The sequence below is a fragment of the Oceanispirochaeta sp. genome, assembly GCF_027859075.1.
Lineage (GTDB): Bacteria > Spirochaetota > Spirochaetia > DSM-2461 > DSM-2461 > Oceanispirochaeta.
Genome location: NZ_JAQIBL010000217.1, coordinates 1 through 17429, shown reverse-complemented (window position 1 = coordinate 17429; position 17429 = coordinate 1). Strand labels below are relative to the sequence as shown.

General features: G+C 45.3%; 13 protein-coding genes. 7 read left to right on the top strand and 6 right to left on the bottom strand.

Translation table 11 applies throughout. The annotated features are described in order from the left end of the window. On the top strand, positions 1-1485 hold a 1485-nt coding region (locus PF479_RS12200), incomplete at its 5' end, for a hypothetical protein (RefSeq protein WP_298006911.1). Position 1486: 1 nt separating this feature from the next. On the opposite strand, the gene PF479_RS12195 is transcribed toward PF479_RS12200, so the two are convergent. Together PF479_RS12195 and PF479_RS12190 are read right to left on the bottom strand one after the other, a co-directional pair. Beyond that, positions 1487-2560 (bottom strand): HD domain-containing phosphohydrolase, encoded by a 1074-nt coding sequence (locus PF479_RS12195; protein ID WP_298006909.1) that lies wholly within the window; start codon positions 2558-2560, stop codon positions 1487-1489. Positions 2561-2571: 11 nt separating this feature from the next. Then, complete coding sequence (locus tag PF479_RS12190; RefSeq protein ID WP_298006907.1) at positions 2572-3105, bottom strand: hypothetical protein; 534 nt, start codon at positions 3103-3105, stop codon at positions 2572-2574. Between the two features lie 94 nt (positions 3106-3199). Between PF479_RS12190 and PF479_RS12185 the strand changes: the two genes are divergently transcribed. The 4 genes from PF479_RS12185 to PF479_RS12170 all read left to right on the top strand — a co-directional run bounded on the left by PF479_RS12185 (position 3200) and on the right by PF479_RS12170 (position 9266). Next, positions 3200-6340, top strand: a complete 3141-nt coding sequence (locus PF479_RS12185) for a GNAT family N-acetyltransferase (RefSeq protein ID WP_298006905.1) — start codon at positions 3200-3202, stop codon at positions 6338-6340. 82 nt (positions 6341-6422) lie between these two features. Continuing rightward, positions 6423-7868 (top strand): NfeD family protein, encoded by a 1446-nt coding sequence (locus PF479_RS12180; RefSeq protein WP_298006902.1) that lies wholly within the window; start codon positions 6423-6425, stop codon positions 7866-7868. 1 nt (position 7869) lies between these two features. After that, positions 7870-8871: a flotillin-like protein FloA gene (gene floA / locus PF479_RS12175; protein ID WP_298006900.1), complete on the top strand. Its 1002-nt coding sequence runs from the start codon at positions 7870-7872 to the stop codon at positions 8869-8871. Then, a complete protein-coding gene (locus PF479_RS12170; RefSeq protein ID WP_298006898.1) occupies positions 8868-9266 on the top strand; it encodes a hypothetical protein in 399 nt (132 codons plus the stop codon). Before floA ends, PF479_RS12170 begins: the two co-directional genes overlap by 4 nt. Before the next feature lie 10 nt (positions 9267-9276). Here the strand turns inward: PF479_RS12170 and PF479_RS12165 are convergent, their stop codons facing one another. The 3 genes from PF479_RS12165 to PF479_RS12155 form a co-directional block, all read right to left on the bottom strand. Beyond that, a complete protein-coding gene (locus tag PF479_RS12165; RefSeq protein WP_298006895.1) occupies positions 9277-9729 on the bottom strand; it encodes a DUF1499 domain-containing protein in 453 nt (150 codons plus the stop codon). A 34-nt stretch (positions 9730-9763) separates the two neighbouring features. Beyond that, positions 9764-11155 (bottom strand): NAD(P)/FAD-dependent oxidoreductase, encoded by a 1392-nt coding sequence (locus PF479_RS12160; RefSeq protein ID WP_298006892.1) that lies wholly within the window; start codon positions 11153-11155, stop codon positions 9764-9766. Positions 11156-11269: 114 nt separating this feature from the next. Further along, entirely contained in the window at positions 11270-12733 is a 1464-nt protein-coding gene (locus tag PF479_RS12155) for an ATP-dependent DNA helicase RecQ (protein WP_298006889.1), read from the bottom strand. 222 nt (positions 12734-12955) lie between these two features. On the opposite strand from PF479_RS12155, the gene PF479_RS12150 reads away from it, so the two are divergent. Then, positions 12956-13954, top strand: coding sequence for a GGDEF domain-containing protein (locus PF479_RS12150; RefSeq protein WP_298006886.1), 999 nt, complete (start codon positions 12956-12958; stop codon positions 13952-13954). After that, complete coding sequence (locus PF479_RS12145; protein ID WP_298006883.1) at positions 13951-16140, top strand: diguanylate cyclase; 2190 nt, start codon at positions 13951-13953, stop codon at positions 16138-16140. The genes PF479_RS12150 and PF479_RS12145 overlap by 4 nt, the downstream gene beginning before the upstream one ends. Before the next feature lie 9 nt (positions 16141-16149). Here the strand turns inward: PF479_RS12145 and PF479_RS12140 are convergent, their stop codons facing one another. After that, on the bottom strand, positions 16150-17343 hold the full coding sequence (locus tag PF479_RS12140; RefSeq protein ID WP_298006880.1) for an MFS transporter: 1194 nt from the start codon (positions 17341-17343) through the stop codon (positions 16150-16152). Positions 17344-17429: the final 86 nt, after the last annotated feature.

Here is a 17429-nt window from a genome sequence, read left to right as displayed (position 1 = left end):
GAGTATAATTGTTCACTTAAAGTTCACAGCAGGCATCATCTGGAATTGAAATCCGTATACCCCCTCCTCGATGAGTCCGGTTTAACACGCTATGATATGAGCTTCTATTTTTTCTTTCCCAACCAACTCAATGTCACAGAAAAAAGGATCGGGGTTGAAAGATTTATCAACACAATAAAAATCTATACAAGATACTCCACCCCGGGGCTCTCACTTACCTCCCTCATTGACCGGAATTGCGATCTCAGTCCTCTTGTGAGGATCAGGCAATACCTTGAAATGACAGAAATTGAACAGTCTCATAAGAAAGACATACTCCTTTATGAACTCCAGGTACTGACAAATATATACAGAGCAGAGCTTGAAAAAACGATAGAACTCCTGGGGATTGAGATACAGAAACAGAACAGGGACAATATGTGTTCCCGTAAAATCAAGCAGTTTCTGGATGAAGTTCAGAGTTTCCTGAAAGACTTCAGGAAACTCCATGCCCTGTTTATCAATCCGCGGATAGGTGAAGTACAGAGAAAGGCTCTGGCATGGGCAGATGAAGCCATCAGTATTGCCACAGAGCGTTCCCTCAATAGTCTATTTTCCCATACACAAGTGATGGAATCATCAGAACATCTTCTCAAAGCCTACGAGAAAATCACGATGAGCGAGACTGAATACAGAACCCGGATGGATTATCAGTATCTGAACAATAAAGAGGATACTCACTCAGGTGAAAGACTGGCCTATAGGGAAAGTTTTCTTAAAAAGTGGTCACAATCGGCCATGTATATGACAAACGAAGACAGCAGAGCTCCTTTGAGAGTAGGACATATTCTGGCAGGGATTGCAGCTGGTGTTGCTATGATCTTTGCAGTATTGATAACAATACTAGCCGGAAAAATATTTATCCCCAACAGCACACCATGGATACTGATCATTGTATTGGCCTATATATTTAAAGATCGTATTAAAGAAATGCTCAGGGAGGTATTCAAAAAACTTCTTCCTCAGCTGACATCAGATCAACGATCTATTCTATTTGATCAGTCATTGGAAAAACGTGTGGGTGTCTCCAGAGGAATCGCCAGATTTGAAAAAGCATCAACCATCCCGGACAACATCTTCAGTTCCCGTTACATCAGGCAGAATCCCTTCCGCTCCATTCTTCCGGAAGAAGATGTCATTTTCTATAAACGAACTATACGCCTGAATGCCAGAAAGCTGATGAAGAACCATTCCCGTCTGAATAGTGTCACCGAAATTATACGTTTGAATATTGATGACTGGCTTAAGGAAATGGATGACCCGAAGGATATTTTTTATCATCTTGAAAATATGAAAAAAATTAAGATTAAAGGGAATAGAGTATACAAAATCCATCTTGTCATGAGTCTGAAAAACAATGTAAACCAGGAACTGGAAGAATTGAACCATTATTGTGTGATATTGAACAAAGTAGGGATTCTAAGAATAGAAGCCATGGATGAGTAGATTAAACGGCCTCGAGACAAATCAGATAAATTTTTTCATCGACAAATAGATCCACAATCTCAGGATCAAACTGTATTCCCCTCCCCTGTTTCAGCTCGTCCAGAGCCGATTCTACCGGCAGGGCCGATCTGTAGGGTCTGTTTGAAGTCATAGCGTCATAAGCATCGGTGACCTGAACAATCTTTGTAAGGAACTCAGTTTCTGGTCCTTTGATCCTGTCGGGGTATCCCGTTCCATCGAACCACTCATGGTGATGCCTGACAATGTCGAGGCAGGGGGTAAAGAAGTCAACCAATTTAAGTATGTTCTCACCGATGGTCGGATGCTCTTCGAAAGCAAATTTCTCATCGTGATTCAGTGGTCTCTGTTTATGAAGCAGACTCTCGGGTATGCCGATTTTTCCAATGTCATGAAGAAGGGCACCATATTCCAGAATCTCAATCTTTTCTGATTCCAGACCGTAATGCAGAGCCGTTTCTCTGGAGAACAATCTGACCCTGTTGCAATGACCCCGGGTATAGGGGTCTTTGGCTTCGATTGTTTCCGCCAGGACCCGGACTGTGGCCAGGTTTGTATCCTTGAGGGTCTGGTATGCCTTAAACAGTTCTTTTGTCCTGTCTCGCACACTTTGCTCCAGAGTCTCCTGGTATTGTTTGCTTTCCCTGGTTAAGCGTTCATTTTCAAATAAGACAGCCCTGTACTGAAGTGCCTTTTTAATGGTTTCAAGAAGTTCCTGTTTTCTCACTGGTTTTGTGATGTAATCGAAGGAACCGAGCCTCATGGCGGAAAGACCTGTGTCAAGATCGGTATGTGCCGTGAGCATGATGACTGGGACAAGAGGCAGTTTCTCTTTGAACAGAGGAAGTAGATCAAGACCGCTCATACCAGGCATCCTGATGTCGGAAAGAATGCAGTCAGGTTTGAATAGATTATTTTGCAGCACTTGGAGAGCTTCTTCTCCCGACTGGGCAATATGAATATTATAACCAGCGTTTTCAAGCTGGATCCGCAGGACTTTGCGAATAGACTGGTCATCATCAACGATAAATATTCTGTTAAATATGCTTTTTTCCATGCCCAACCCGCCTACGTTCGTAATTTCCTGGGAATCAGAAAAGGAACTTTGCTTTTATATATATCATAGTTCGCAAAAATTCCTGGAAATACAAATAGATCTTCTACGAGAATCAGTAGAAAATCAAGAAGAATCAAATAGAGGGAATATTGAATAAATGCCCTGTCCCAGGCAAGGAAGGACAAAGAAACAAGAATCAGTATAAAAGGATAAAATGCCGGATGCCTCACCAGTGCGTAAGTTCCAGTGTTGACTACAAACCTTTCTGAGCTTTCCTGAATCTGAGGTGAAAGAGGAATTTCTACAAACAGTATATATACAAGGGCCGCCAGACTGAGAAACACAAGGAAACATTTGAGTAGAAGGAAGGAGACCGATTCGGTCGGGACCCAGTATCTGATGGTCATGGCGATTATGACAAGAACAATCCCTCCGTATCCGGCGATTGAAAAGGGAATGACCACAAGACGTTTTTGGGAGATTTGAAAATAATCAGAAACCAGAAGACAAAGAAATGCCAAGGTTGAAAATAAAAGATATATCATATTACTGGTATAATGATATAATTCCACAAAATCAATCAACAAGTAATAAATAGAAGCATTGAGTGAAGACTTGATCTGAGGGGCATTCTGCAGCATGGTATTGAATATTTCGACATTGATTCCCGGGATGAGCTGTATTCTGTATATTATTTTTACAGTCTTTGGTCTCAACCAGGCTCGTAAAGACCAGGTCATGCATTCCTTTAATCTTTATATGTTTATGATGACCGTCTGGAGCTTCGGGTCCTTTGCCATGCATGCCAACACAGGGATTTACACTCCCCTGTTCTGGAACAGATTTATGATGATAGGGATGCTTGGTGTCCCCATCACCACATTTCATGCCCTTCTGGATTTGACCAATTCGGGCAAGAGAAAAATGACCCTGCCCCTCTACCTGGGTTACTTTATATATTTATTGCTCCTGTATTTGAATTTCTCAGGTAAAATTGTGGAAAAAGCCTGGTTTGACCAAAATGGATTCAATTATAGACTGGCGGATGGGGCCATCCTGGCCTACTCCCTGAGTTATCTTTTTCTAATTTTCGCCTTGATTCATCTGACTACGGAGTTACGCAAGGCCAATAACAAGATGCTTCAGCGTAAACTGATGTATCCCATCTATGGTGTGGGAATCCTTTTAGTGAGTGTCCTGGTGAATTTGTATGAGCCTCTGGGCAAGTATCCCATCGACATTATGGGAACAACAGTCAACGCAATATTCATTTTCTATTCCATCTATAATTACAGACTTTTAAATTACTCGTCCCTGGTCTTAAACGGCATACTTTTTTTTATACTGGCCATGATCAGCAGTACCATCTTCTTTGCCGTTTTATGGATTCTGTCTCTAGCGAAAGAGATCATCACGATCCAGTCGACCTTTGGCGTCTCTCTCCTGCTGGGAATCCTGTCGGCAGTCATATTCCAGCCCGTCCGAAAGGGAACCCGATCCATCATGGAAAAGCTGTTCCTGGGTAAGAGCTTAAGCTCCTTTCAGGATCTCCGAAGTTTTTCAGACAGTTTGAACTCCATCGTTGATATGAATATTCTGGGTGAACTGACCACTAAAAAAATCAGTGCTTCCTACAACCTGAACTGGTCGGCCATGCTGGTTCTGGATTATTCTTCCAGGACTTATCAGATATTTGGCTGGCAGGGTCTGGGAATCACCTTGAACCAAAGCGTACCCTTCGAACCTGAGGGAGAAGATTCTGTTGAGAAACTGATGGCAGACAGGAGTCAGAGTCTGTTAGAGCAGATGATCTATCCCACCCTGAATTTCACTCTGTCAGAAACAGCTCTGTCTCTGAAACCCAGCTTGGTTCTCCCCCTGAAATTCAACAACCGGACTAATGGATATATTCTCCTGGGTGAGAGAGAAGAGAGAGCCTATTTTAATCAGATGGAACGGGACACCCTGGAAATTCTCAGGGGACAATGCTCGGTGACCCTGGAAAATGCCATCTCCTTTGAAAGACTGAAAAACCAGCAGCTCAGACTCCAGAACCTGAACAGCGAACTGACGGTAAGCCGGAATAAGCTGGAAGCCTTTTTTGACGGAATCACCACTCCTATCTCCATTCAGGATATCAACTACAACATTATCATGGTCAATTTTGCTGCAACCAAATACTTTCATGCACATTATGATGATCTGGTGGGTAAAAAATGCTACCGGGTCTTCTTTCAGAGGGAGAAGCCCTGTCCTAAATGCATGGCTCAGGACTGCCTCCATACCCAACTCCCCTTTGCGGTTGAGCAGATAAGAGAGCAGAATAAAATGATCTTCGATGTGCATTTTTACCCCATTGCGGTCCCGGCTCATGAAGACAAGCTGTTCCTTGAATTTTTTCAGGACATTACTCAGCAGAAGAAATTGCAGGCTGAGCTGGTTCAATCCGAAAAACTGGCAGGCATCGGAACACTCGCCTCTGGAATTGCCCATGAGATAAACAATCCTCTGGGTGGAATCCTGGGAACTGCAGAAATTATGAAAGATATGCTGGACCCGGCCTCTCAGCTCTATGAATTTACCACAGACATTATTCAATACTCTGAAACCGCGGCGGCGGTGATTAAGGATCTGACAACCTACTCCCGTAAAGAGAAGGGAGAAACAGGTGCCATCGATATCAATATGGTGTTGGAAAACTCACTGCGTCTGGCCCAGAGGGGTATGGATTTTTCCCAGATCACCGTTGTGAAGGATCTGGAAGAGCTGCCCGCCATTGAGGTCAACCAGAATGGATTACAGCAGGTTTTTATGAATCTGATAGTCAATGCGGTACAATCCATGCCTTCAGGGGGCACCCTCACCCTACAGAGCGGTAAGTCTGGATTCAGTGCCAGGGTGAGCATCAAAGATACGGGAATCGGCATTGAAAAAGAGCATATGGAAGAGATTTTCGACCCCTTTTATACCACCAAGGAAGCAGGCCGGGGGACAGGTCTGGGGCTCAGTATCACCCACCAGATACTCACAGGAATGGGGGGAAGAATACACATCAACAGTGAGTATAAGCACGGTACTGAAATCGCTGTCTCCCTGCCGATAGAATCCTCTGACAAATGGAAGATACGTTTTGTCAATGTGAAGAATGCAATAGAAAGAGAGGATGTCTTCTTCATTCAGAGGAAAATTCTGGTGGGAGAGATGGGATACAGAGAAGAGACGATCAGGCGGAAGATTGACGAAAAAGCCTACCATATTCTGGCGTACAAGGGATTACAGCCCGTTGGGACCGTATCCTGTATCACCACCCAGATGCTGGATCATCTGCCTATTGAGAACCACTTTGAACTCAATCATATGGTAGAAGGAAAAAGATGTGCCGAGATTGACCGTCTGGCCGTATTGAAGGATGAGCGGGGCAGCATCATCCCCCTGGGCCTCATGACCCTGGCCTACCTTTATGCCAGGATTCAGAAGACGGAGAGTCTTTTTCTGGATGTCTTTGCCGATGACCAGAAGCAGGTCGCCATGTATTACAAGCTGGGATTCCAGAGGATTGGTCAGTATTCGGACCCCTCTCCGGTTGAGGTGATGATCCTGGATAACAAAACAGAGTATGAGAAGAAGCAGCAGAGGATGGAACACTTTGTCAAACCCTTTATGTCCAGGCTGGTCAAGCTTCTTGATTTTGATGAAGCGGAAAAAGAAGAATTCCTACTAGCCGTCGATACCCTCATTACAACAGCAGAGGTAGAAAAAGTGGAGCAGATAAGTCCTTAATCAGAATGAGGATAATACATTTTAAAAGCTTTTTTTGACAGAGAGACTCTCCTCTATTATTATTACTAGGTAGAGGATTTGTATGTTAGGAAAATACTTCTTTCTTACTTTTCTTTTTGTATTTCTATTCTCATCTATCCCCTCTGTCCTTCCGGAGTCTCTACCGGACGGGCCGGTGTATCTGATTCCTGTCAAAGAAGAGATCGATCCGTTTCTGTCTATATATCTAAAACGAAGCATCCTTAAAGCGAAAGAAGATAATTCTCCCCTCATCATTTTTGAATTGAACACCTTTGGCGGGAGGGTCGATTCGGCCCTGGAAATCACCTCACTCATAGGGTCTATTCAGTGGGCTCATACGGTGGCTTATATTCCTTCCGGATCGGAAGGAACGGGTGTCAGCTGGTCAGCAGGTGCCTTGATATCCTTTTCCTGTGACAGTATCTACATGGATTCCGGAACATCGATCGGGGCGGCCGCTCCTGTGTATCAAACAGCCGAAGGCATGGTCATGGCCGAAGAAAAGGTGGTCAGCGCCGTGCGGGGTCAGATGGCTGCCCTGGCAGAGAAGAACGGATACTCCAGATCCATAGCCCTGGCCATGGTAGACCCGGACATTGAACTCTTTGAGGTCAAAACGACGGAGGGCATCCGCCTTCTGACTCCCGAAGACATGGGAGAGTTGGAGAAAGGTAAAATGGTGTGCGCCGAGGGAAAACTCCTGACTCTAACCGCAGGAGAAATGGAGAAATATGGAATGTCCTCCGCCACGGTATCGGGAAGGGAGAGCCTGTATGATGCCCTTTCTATCACACAATCTTCTGTAAGCATTCTTGAGAAAACAACTTCAGACTGGATCGTTGCATTTTTAAGCAGTGCTGCCGTGGCCAGCCTTCTGATAATGGTCGGAATTGTGGCCCTGTATATGGAGGTGACCAGTCCGGGATTCGGGATTCCCGGAACCATCGCCCTGGTCTGTTTTGTCCTGGTCTTCATCTCCAGCACATTGATCGGAAACCTGGGTTCTCTGGAACTGCTGCTTTTTCTGATGGGCATCATATTGCTGCTTATTGAAGTATTCATCATTCCCGGTTTCGGGATAACCGGTATCACCGGAATCATTCTTATCCTTGTGTCTCTTGTTCTTGCCCGGCAGGATTTTGTCATACCCGAATACTCCTGGCAGTGGGATCTATTCAGACAAAACCTCTTCTATGTCTCCTTAAGCCTGATGGGTGCCATCCCACTCATTGCTGTCCTTATGATCTTCCTTCCCCATTCCAGGCTCTTCAACCGTCTTATATTGAAAGAGACCCCTCCAGTCCTGACGGAGCACGAACCACAGAAACATTCCCACATAACCATTGGTGAGAAGGCACTGGCATTGACAGACTTAAGGCCAGTGGGAAAGGCCGAAATCAGGGGAACAGTTTATATTGTCCAGACAGAAGGGGAATATCTCGAAATGGATTCACCCTTGATTGTAATCCACAATGAGGGACTGCGCCTTGTAGTCAAGAGAGGTTAGTATGTTTATTGCTCTGTATATTGTTATTGCTGTTTTCTGTCTCATAGTCCTGATGATTTTTGTCTTTTTTTTCGGACTCTGGTTCAGAGCCTTATTGTCCGGGGCTCCAGTGAAAATGAACCGGATCATCGGCATGTGGATCAGGAAGGTAAAATCAAAAGTCGTTGTTGAAAGCCGCATCATGCTGGTAAAAGCCGGTCTGAATATGAATTCAGATCTGCTGGAGACCCATCTCCTGGCTGGAGGTGATATCATTCGGGTCAGCCGGGCCCTCATCGCTGCCAATAAAGCAAACCTTGATCTGTCCTTTTCAAAAGCGGCAGCCATTGATCTGGCAGGAAGAGACGTATTAGAAGCTGTTAAAACCTGTGTCAATCCCAAAGTCATTGACTGCCCGAATCCGGACAAGGGAAAGGAGTCCATATCGGCGGTGGCAAAGGACGGCATACAATTGATGGCCAAGGCCCGTGTGACTGTTCGTACCAACCTGGCACGCCTCATTGGTGGTGCGACGGAAGAGACCATCATCGCCCGTGTGGGAGAAGGGATCGTCACGACCATAGGATCGGCTGCAACCTACAAGGATGTGCTGGAAAACCCAGACAACATATCCAAAACCGTTCTGGCCAAGGGGCTGGATGCGGGAACAGCCTTTGAGATCCTTTCCATTGATATCGCCGATATAGATGTGGGTTCCAATATCGGTGCTAAACTCCAGGCGGATCAGGCCGAAGCGGATATGCGGCGTTTTCAGGCAGTAGCGGAACAGAGGCGTGCCGCAGCCAAGGCCAGAGAGCAGGAAATGCTGGCTGAAATACAGGAAAACAGAGCCAAGGTTGTCCTGGCGGAAGTGGAAATTCCAAAAGCTATATCTGAATCATTCCGGAATGGACATCTGGGCATCATGGATTACTACCGTATTCAAAATATTCAGGCAGATACAACCATGCGCAACAGCATTGGGGGTGATATGAAAGACGGAGAGTCAGGTAAAAAGCCATGACTGCGGGTGATATCATATTCAGTCTGATTTCTCTGGCTCTGGTCATCCTCTTCATTTTCAATCCGCTCATCAGAAAAATAGCGGTATCCACTAAAATGAATATGAAAAACAAAGCAATTCCGGGTTCAAAACCACCCCTTGCAGACTCTTCAGAAAGACCATTCAATATGAGTGCGGACTCACAGCGAGTCCTCCAGAGGACAGTGCATGGGTACGAAAGCACCCTCCCCTCATGGAACCGCCCCCCGCTGCCTGTTTCCGGGAAGGCTCTACCTCTTGTTGAATCGAAGACTGAAAGTACTGACAGATTGTCGGTCCTCAGAAAAGCCATCCTATGGAGGGAAATCTTATCACCTCCCCTGGCTCTCAGAGAGTACCGGGAGGATCGATTCTAAGGCCTCGATGCTACTGTTGCTGTTTGTAGGATTCCATCAAATGATTATACCGGTCACTGTTCAAGCCCAGGTCTGATTTCCCGACCCTGGATGCCGAGCGAAAGTGAACGACCTGGTCTTTTTCATCGAAATAGAACTCCAGGTCATCATGATACTTCATCTTCCGGGTCGTACTGACCGCATGAATGTAGCTGTCTGTTTCCGCTTCAATTTCGATATTTCCATAGTCCTGCAATGCCTGTTTAATCATACGCTTTGTCTCTTTTATATCGCCTTTGAATGGAAAAGGGTCGACCCTCTTTTCAGTATCCCCGGTTTGACTGGAAACGGCATTAGGCGTCCCGGGCAGAGCAGCCAGTTGCCCTTCATTCACACCCAACCCCTGGGGAGTCCTTGCATTCTTTACCGCCATCATTAAAATCAACAGGGTCATTAATGATGCTGCAATAATAAAATATTTCAATTTCACACCTCTTCTTTCTGCTTTATCGTGGTTTTTACTTCTTTCTGAAGAGTTTTACCACAGGGTGGTTCAAAAGATTATCCACCATGACTCTCTTACCAATCTTCGAAAACACATCGCTGTAGCCGGGATAGGGATGCACGACAGAACCCAGCCTGGCAAAATTGATTCCACGGGACTTGAGAAGCAGTGCCTCACCCAACAATTCACCTGCCCTATCGGCCAGAATAGAGAGCCCCAGAAGCTTCCCTTTGCGGTCCAGGATGACCTTCATCTTTTCATTAGTCGGGCCTATGGTCATGGCCCGGTCCAGCTCATTGAAATCATATTCATAAACCCGGATCTTATCGCCCCGGGCTTTCCTGGCTTCGGTTTCTGTCATCCCCGTCCGGGCTATCTCAGGTTCGGTGAATGTGACCCAGGCTGCCTGATCATAATTGATCTTCCTCTTGAAGGGAAGAATGGCATTCTGAGTCGCCAGTATCCCCTGGGCATTGGCCATATGGGAGAAAAGGTAGGGACCGACCACATCTCCAATGGCATAAATATGGGCTTGTGTAGTCTGCAGTCGGGAATTGACTTCAATACCTTTGCGGTTGTACCTGATCCCGGCCTGATCCAGTTCCAGATCCTCCAAATTGGGTCTCCGGCCGATGGCAACCAACAGGGAATCCGCTTCAATTGTCAGCTCGAGACCCTCTTTTTCATAGACAAGAGAGATTCTATTGTCCTTTCCGGAAATGCGGGTCGCCCTGGCCCCCAGATGCAGCTGAACGCCCTCAGACTCCAGCTGCTTCCCGATGGCATGAGAAACAAAGATCTCTTCTCCAGAGATAAGTTCGGGCATCATCTCGACAATCTGCACCCTGGTCCCCAACCTTGAAGCAGCCTGGGCCAGTTCGATCCCGATGGGACCACCCCCCAGTATAATGAGGCTATCGGGGAGTCTTTCCAGCTCAAAAACACTTTCATTTGTGAGATAAGAAACAGAATCGAGTCCCTCAAGGGGTGGCACAAAGGGGGAGGACCCTGTAGAGATGATGTATTTTTTACCCTTGACCTCCTGATTACCCACCAGCAATGTCCTGGAATCCTTGAAACTGGCTCTTCCCTGAAGGTATTCGATCCCGGATTTTGACAGGGACTCAGGTGTTTCATGGGAGTAGACCGTCTCTCTTACCCGATGGACATGATCGAGGGCCTCTTTACTATCGTAGGGAAAATCCTTTATGGTTTTTCTGATGGTATTTATTTTTTTGGCCTCATGAATCAGGGCCTTACTGGGAATACAACCTGACCAGGTACACTCTCCCCCGGGTTTGCTTTTATCTATGAGCAATACTTTCTTTCTGAATCCGGCAGCCGTGACAGCCGCTGTGATGCCACCCGAACCGGCTCCGATAACCACGATATCGTATTCTTTCATGGCTGACCCTTCCTGGCTTATTAATTTAATCGTGTCCGTTCTATCTTGCACGATCATTCTATTTAATTTGTTTTAAGCCTATTCTATCGAATTGTCAAAGAATGAGAGAAAGGATCAGCAGTTGTCACAATTCCGGCAGCGGTGTGCACTGGTAATGCCAAAATACTCTTCAAGAAAGGAAAACCGGCAGGAATCGGTACGGAAGTAATTCACAATTCCTAAAAGCTTCTGCCTGTCATGGTTTATATGTTTTTCATGCACCGATTCATCAATCAGGGACTCGGGCAGGGATGCTGTGAGTTTCAGGTTTTTATCGTCAATAGACCCGGATGTGACCCCATGGCGCTCCAACAATCCCAGGGCGGTATCAAGGCGGAAATCGTATCGGTTTTTGTAAACCAGCTGCTCTCTCAGGTATTCCAGGCCGAAAATATTAGCTTTTTCGATCTCCTTTTCCAAAAATTGAAACAGCTTCTGATAAAAAGAGGGCTCCGGGTTGGACCATTTTATAAAATCCATATGAATCATCAAATCATCCTGGTTATAAAACAGGGAACACAGTGAGTCCTGACCATCCCGCCCTGCCCGGCCGATCTCCTGATAGTAGGATTCAAGACTCCCCGGAATTTCTGCATGCACAATGAAACGGATATCCTTTTTATCGATCCCCATCCCGAAGGCATTGGTCGCCAGAACCAGTTCAGATCCCTTCATAAAGGTATTCTGAACCCTCTTCCTCTGGGATTGATCCAGTTTTCCATGATACACCAGATGTGTAATTCCCAATTGGTCCAGCAAGGCAGAGAATGTTTCCAAGGTTTTGATCAGTGAAAAATAAATGATACCACTACCGGGGATACGGGCGATGATCCCGACCATCCGTTCCAGTTTCATCTCATCATCTACCACTTCTTCGGCTTCCAGATGAAGATTGGGTCTTTGAATGCCCTGGTTGAATGTCTTAACGGAAGACTCATCCAATTGAAGAACACGAAGGATATCCTCCTGCACATCCACAGTCGCTGTTGCGGTCAGAGCAATGGTCAGAGGGTTTCCGAGACTCTTCCGGTACTCTCCGATACGGCTGAAATCGGGCCTGAAATCGTTGCCCCAGGCCGAGATGCAATGAGCCTCATCGACTGCCAGAAGGGAGAGTTCCACCCGCTTAACTTTTTCCATGAATTCGGCTTTTTTGAACCGCTCCGGCGTCACATAGAAAATCTTGGTTTTCCCGTATACAAACTCTTCCAGCCGTTTTTCCCTGTCCCCTTTAGAGACTGTGGAATTGATAAAAGAAGCCTCGATTCCCTTCTTCCTCAGGGCATCCACCTGATCTTTCATCAGGGATATGAGGGGACTGATAACCAGGGTTTTCCCGGGCAGGCAGAGTGCGGTTAGCTGATAACACAGAGATTTACCCCCGCCGGTGGGCATCAACACGAGACAGTGATGATCCTTTCCTGAGAGTAGGCGGTTTATGATTTTTTCCTGATCTCCCTGAAAAGCGGTATGTTTAAAACGGCTTTTCAGGATTTCGAGGGGATTCAAGGGAGTTTTTCCGGAAGCGATAAAGGGCATATATTTAATTCCTGTGAAAATATTTAATAGTATTTGGGTTCGGGGAAACATAGCCCATATTCAAAAGCCATTCAATACAATCCTTCCTGCTTATCAGGAGAAAGTAAAACTTTTTCTGAACACTTCAGCCTGACTTTCTTTCTCAAAACAGCTTTCTTTCTGCACATATAAGAATTATAATTGTACAATCAATCATTATTAAAGTGATTTCCAGGAGCTGTAATGACAAAAAAACTGGCCTTTACAAAACCAGTACTTCTTAAGCAAACAGATATATTCTCCTCTCTCCAGACTCATGAGTTAAGAGTCATAGCCAAAAACAGTGAATTTCGAATATACCAGCCGGGTGAAACCGTATTTAAGACAGGGGAACCGGGAAATGCCCTGTACATCGTCGAATCGGGTGAAGTTGTTGTTCAGAAACAGGAAGAATACGGACCTGTCATTGATTTTGCCCGTTTTATTCAGGGAAACTGCTTTGGTGAACTGGATATGTTTACAGAAACAAACAGAGTAGCCTCCGCCGTCGCATCGGGTGAAACCCGCTTGCTGGTGTTTCCAAAATCCGGCACCAGTTTTGAGGAGATACTTAAAGAACTCCCCGAAATTTCTGCCCGGATACTCCATAAGATTCTGGTCAACATTGCGGAAAGAATACGCAGTGCCAACTCTCTTATAAAAGAAAACTCTCCTCTGATGCAGGAACTGAAAAAACAAGTTTACAGGGATAAATTGACAGGAATATTCAATCAGACTTATCTTTTGGAAAAGATAAGAAAATTTATCAACAACGGCAATCAATTTGCACTCATCATTTCAAAACCGGATAACTTTAAGGATTTAAACGACAACTACGGCCATGAAATCGGTGATCTGGTTCTTAAAATGATGGCCAGGCTGCTGAGAGACTTCATTGGAGATGACAGCAGAACCGTACGGTATAAGGGAAATGCTATGGCTGTTCTGCTGATGGGAGCCAGCAGGAAAGAAGCCTATGAGGCAGGTCTGGGGATACGGGATTTCCTGAATCAACTGGATGTGAGCGAAGTCATCGGGGGCGTGAAGTTTCAATTGACCGCCAGTGTGGGAATTTCTCTCTTTCCCGACCATGCATCGGACCCGGAAACCCTCGTATTCAACACTCATGAGCTTCCTCTTAAGGGCAGAACCCAGGGAGGGAATTTGATTCTTTTCCCCGAAGACAATCAGGATACAGAATGAAAAAAAAACCTCCTCTCAAATATTCACAAGCCACAATGGACGTTCTGGGATCGATCAAAATACTCTCAACTCTGGCCCATGAAGAATTGATGGCTCTCTACTCTCATATGACTGAGGAAACCTACCGTGAAGGCCAGGTTCTCTTTAATGAAGGAGATAAAGGCGAGGTCATGTATATTGTCCTGTCTGGCTCAGTTTCCATATTAGTGAATACTCCCAGCGGTGAAATCATTGAAATTGCGGAAATTAAGGAAGGCAATTTTCTGGGTGAGATGTCCATATTCGACAGCGCTGCAAGATCGGCCACATGCATACCGAAGTGCGATACCACGGTCCTCAGCTTGAAGGCCTCTAATTTTTATGAATTTATAAAGACCAACCCCGTATCGGGTATCTCGATCATGCATCACATGCTGAACACCGTCACCTTCCGTTTAAAAAATACGGGAGCCTTTATCTCTGAAATGGTCACATGGGGCGAGCAGGCCCGGGTAAGAGCCATCACCGATGATTTTACCGGTCTTTACAACCGAAGGTTTCTCGATGAATCCATGGAGGAGCAGCTGTCAGAAGCCGGGACTTTAAAGCAGACACTCTCAGTGATCATGATTGATCTGGATCATTTTGGGACTCTCAACAAGCTCTACGGCCAGGAAATGGGGGATAAAGTTCTTCTGGAAGTCATTGCCATTTATAGAAAAATATTTAGAAAAGAAGATATTCTGGCCCGTTACGGCGGGGATGAGTTCACTTTCCTTCTTCGGAATACACCGGGAGAGAAGGCCCTTGAACTCTGTGCCCTCCTGAACCGGGAGCTCCGAACCATTAACCTGCTGAAAGATCTGGGAGGGGAACTGAAAACAGTGACAGCCAGCATTGGCATCGCCTGTTTTCCCGATCATGGGAACTCTCCTGAAGGTCTGAAGGACTTTGCCGACAAAGCCCTCTACCAGGCAAAGGAATCGGGACGCGATACAGTAAGGCTCTGGATGGATCAAGGAGGGAGAGCTTTGACCAAGTCAAAATTAAGCAGAATTAAAGAAAGAAATACAATCATTAACAATATCCTGGATGCCATTGCCCAGCGCGATTCTTTTCTGGTGATGGGTCATCAAAACCCGGATGAAGACTGCATATCTTCCATGATTGCCATCAGTCTTCTTATCAACAAGTTTTCAAAACCGGCTTATCTGATGATTCCCGGCAAAATTAATGAAAACTACCAGTATCTGCTCAACATTTGTCGTTATAATGCCATAAATATCCTGCAGAATACCGAGGAATTGCCTGTCAGCATCTCCACCGTATTTATAATGGACACACCCAAGCCGGAAATGAAAGAAGTCTTCCCCTGGATAGATGAACTCTTCAATAATGAAGATGTTATAAAGATCGAGATTGATCATCATCTGGGAGCCGATAGTGCCTATAGCGGTGACCCGGGGTACTGTTTTGTAGACGAGGCCTCCTCAGCCAGCGAGCTGGTAGGTATGATGGCTTTCAAACTGAACAATCGTGAAGATCTCATCAAAAACTTTAACATTCAGGAGATTTTTTCACGCAATTTTGTTCTCGCCGTACTGACTGGCATCATCGGCGACTCTCAAATGGGGAAATACCTGAAGACCAGAAGAGAGAGATGGTTTTATAAGCTCTTCAGTACCATGTTCAGCGAACTCCTCAGTTCCATTACCCGTAAAAATTCCAGTAATTTCTCTACCATGAATGAGGTTTTTAACGGTCTGCAGCAGCTATCCAGGCAGGAAGATGAATGCTTTAATCTGATGATGAAACAAAAGGTGGAGATCTCCCCCAAAATCGGTACGGTGATCATTCCCAGGGATGTGATAACACGGATGAGAGAGAACTTTGATCATGAAACCATCGTAACTGTGGCCCGGTACACCGCTGATTCTCTGGCGGAGACCAGCCGCTTGCTCAGCCTGGTGGCCTATTATGACGACAAAAAGGATTCTGATCTTATCCAGTTACGCATCCGGCGGAGCCAATCCTATAAGGATCTGGATCTCAGGCTGATCCTTAAAAAGTTCGGCATCGAAAATGGCGGAGGTCACCCGGGGGCCATCGGTTTCCGCTTTCCCCAAAAGCAGATACCCGATCTGCAGCATTATGTGGAATCCCTGATTCCGGGAATTGAAGAACTGATGGACTTGGCTCAGGGTTGATCCCGCCCTCTATCGATCCTGGGAAGTTAGAGTTTTTTTTGTTGATTTCAAAAACAATATAAAGGGAATGGATCCTAAAGAAACATAGGCCGTCAATTTATATGTAAGGTCCATTCCCAGTTTATCAGCAGAATAACCGACAAGCAGAACCATGAGAGAACCGAATAAAAAATCCAGGGACATATAAATACCATTTATCATGGAGCCGTGTTTTGTATCGATATCATGAACAAGAGCCAGGAGAACAGGTCCTGGTGCAAACAGAAAGAAACCGGAAATAATCAATATGGGAATCAGATATACACCCTGTAGAGTGACAAGGAGCCACATAAGAACAGGATTGACAATGGCAACATAGAGGAGCACATTTTTTCTGCCAATTTTATCGGAGAGAATGCCGGCAAAATATGTTCCCACTGCTCCTGAAAGCTGTAAAGCCGAAAGTGATATTCCCGCCAGCCAGAGTGAGGAACCTTTACTCGTTAAGTATGTAGGGAGATAGATGGTCAGAGCGGATTTCATCGCGGCTCTGAAAAAAATCATACCCGCAATAGAAAGAAAGAAGGGAACCAACTGAATCAAAGTCTCCTTGATTCCACTGTATTCCTCTTTATTCTCCCTTTTTTCAGCAGTGATATTTCTGAGCCTAACAAAGAGTATAACCGAGGCCAGCAAACCGAAGGGTATCAATTTATAAGTTCCTTCCAATCCCCAGACGGAAACAGCACCCAGAATGACAAGGGGCCCCAGAGTTCTGGCGAACTCACCTCCCAGCATATAATAACTCATACCCCGCCCCACCTGATTATGGGATAAAGATTTGATCAGCGCCGGGCTGGGGACATGAAAAAAAGCAGAGGCAATCCCGGAAACAAAGACAAGAAGTAATAAAACAACATAGTTGGGAGACAAGCCCAAAAGGCTCATAATCACTGTTGTCACCACCGGGGCAATAATAATAAAATAGCGTACATAGATTTTATCAGCCAGAATACCGATGAGTGGATTGAACAGAGAAGGCACCTTTCTAGCAATATCCAGAACCCCTGCCTGGAAGATACTGATACCCAATTTCCCGATGAGCAGGGGTAAAAGAGGCGCTAGAAAAGCACCAAAAGTATCATGGATAAGATGGGTCAATGAAACAATTATAACATTTTGTGTTTCAAATTTTTCAGGTGCGGCATCTAATTTGTCTTGCAATATGTCCTCACTGTAAACCTTTTTTTGAGATAAACAGTATTATAGATTAAAGTCTATAAATATATATATGTATATCCATAAATATT

Excerpts from the sequence above, each read along its gene's own strand:
- PF479_RS12195 (WP_298006909.1), bottom strand. The coding sequence starts at position 2,560 with ATGGAAAAAAGCATATTTAACAGAATATTTATCGTTGATGATGACCAG.
- PF479_RS12190 (WP_298006907.1), bottom strand. The coding sequence starts at position 3,105 with ATGATATATCTTTTATTTTCAACCTTGGCATTTCTTTGTCTTCTGGTT.
- PF479_RS12185 (WP_298006905.1), top strand. The coding sequence starts at position 3,200 with ATGGTATTGAATATTTCGACATTGATTCCCGGGATGAGCTGTATTCTG.
- PF479_RS12180 (WP_298006902.1), top strand. The coding sequence starts at position 6,423 with ATGTTAGGAAAATACTTCTTTCTTACTTTTCTTTTTGTATTTCTATTC.
- floA (WP_298006900.1), top strand. The coding sequence starts at position 7,870 with ATGTTTATTGCTCTGTATATTGTTATTGCTGTTTTCTGTCTCATAGTC.
- PF479_RS12170 (WP_298006898.1), top strand. The coding sequence starts at position 8,868 with ATGACTGCGGGTGATATCATATTCAGTCTGATTTCTCTGGCTCTGGTC.
- PF479_RS12160 (WP_298006892.1), bottom strand. The coding sequence starts at position 11,155 with ATGAAAGAATACGATATCGTGGTTATCGGAGCCGGTTCGGGTGGCATC.
- PF479_RS12155 (WP_298006889.1), bottom strand. The coding sequence starts at position 12,733 with ATGCCCTTTATCGCTTCCGGAAAAACTCCCTTGAATCCCCTCGAAATC.
- PF479_RS12150 (WP_298006886.1), top strand. The coding sequence starts at position 12,956 with ATGACAAAAAAACTGGCCTTTACAAAACCAGTACTTCTTAAGCAAACA.
- PF479_RS12145 (WP_298006883.1), top strand. The coding sequence starts at position 13,951 with ATGAAAAAAAAACCTCCTCTCAAATATTCACAAGCCACAATGGACGTT.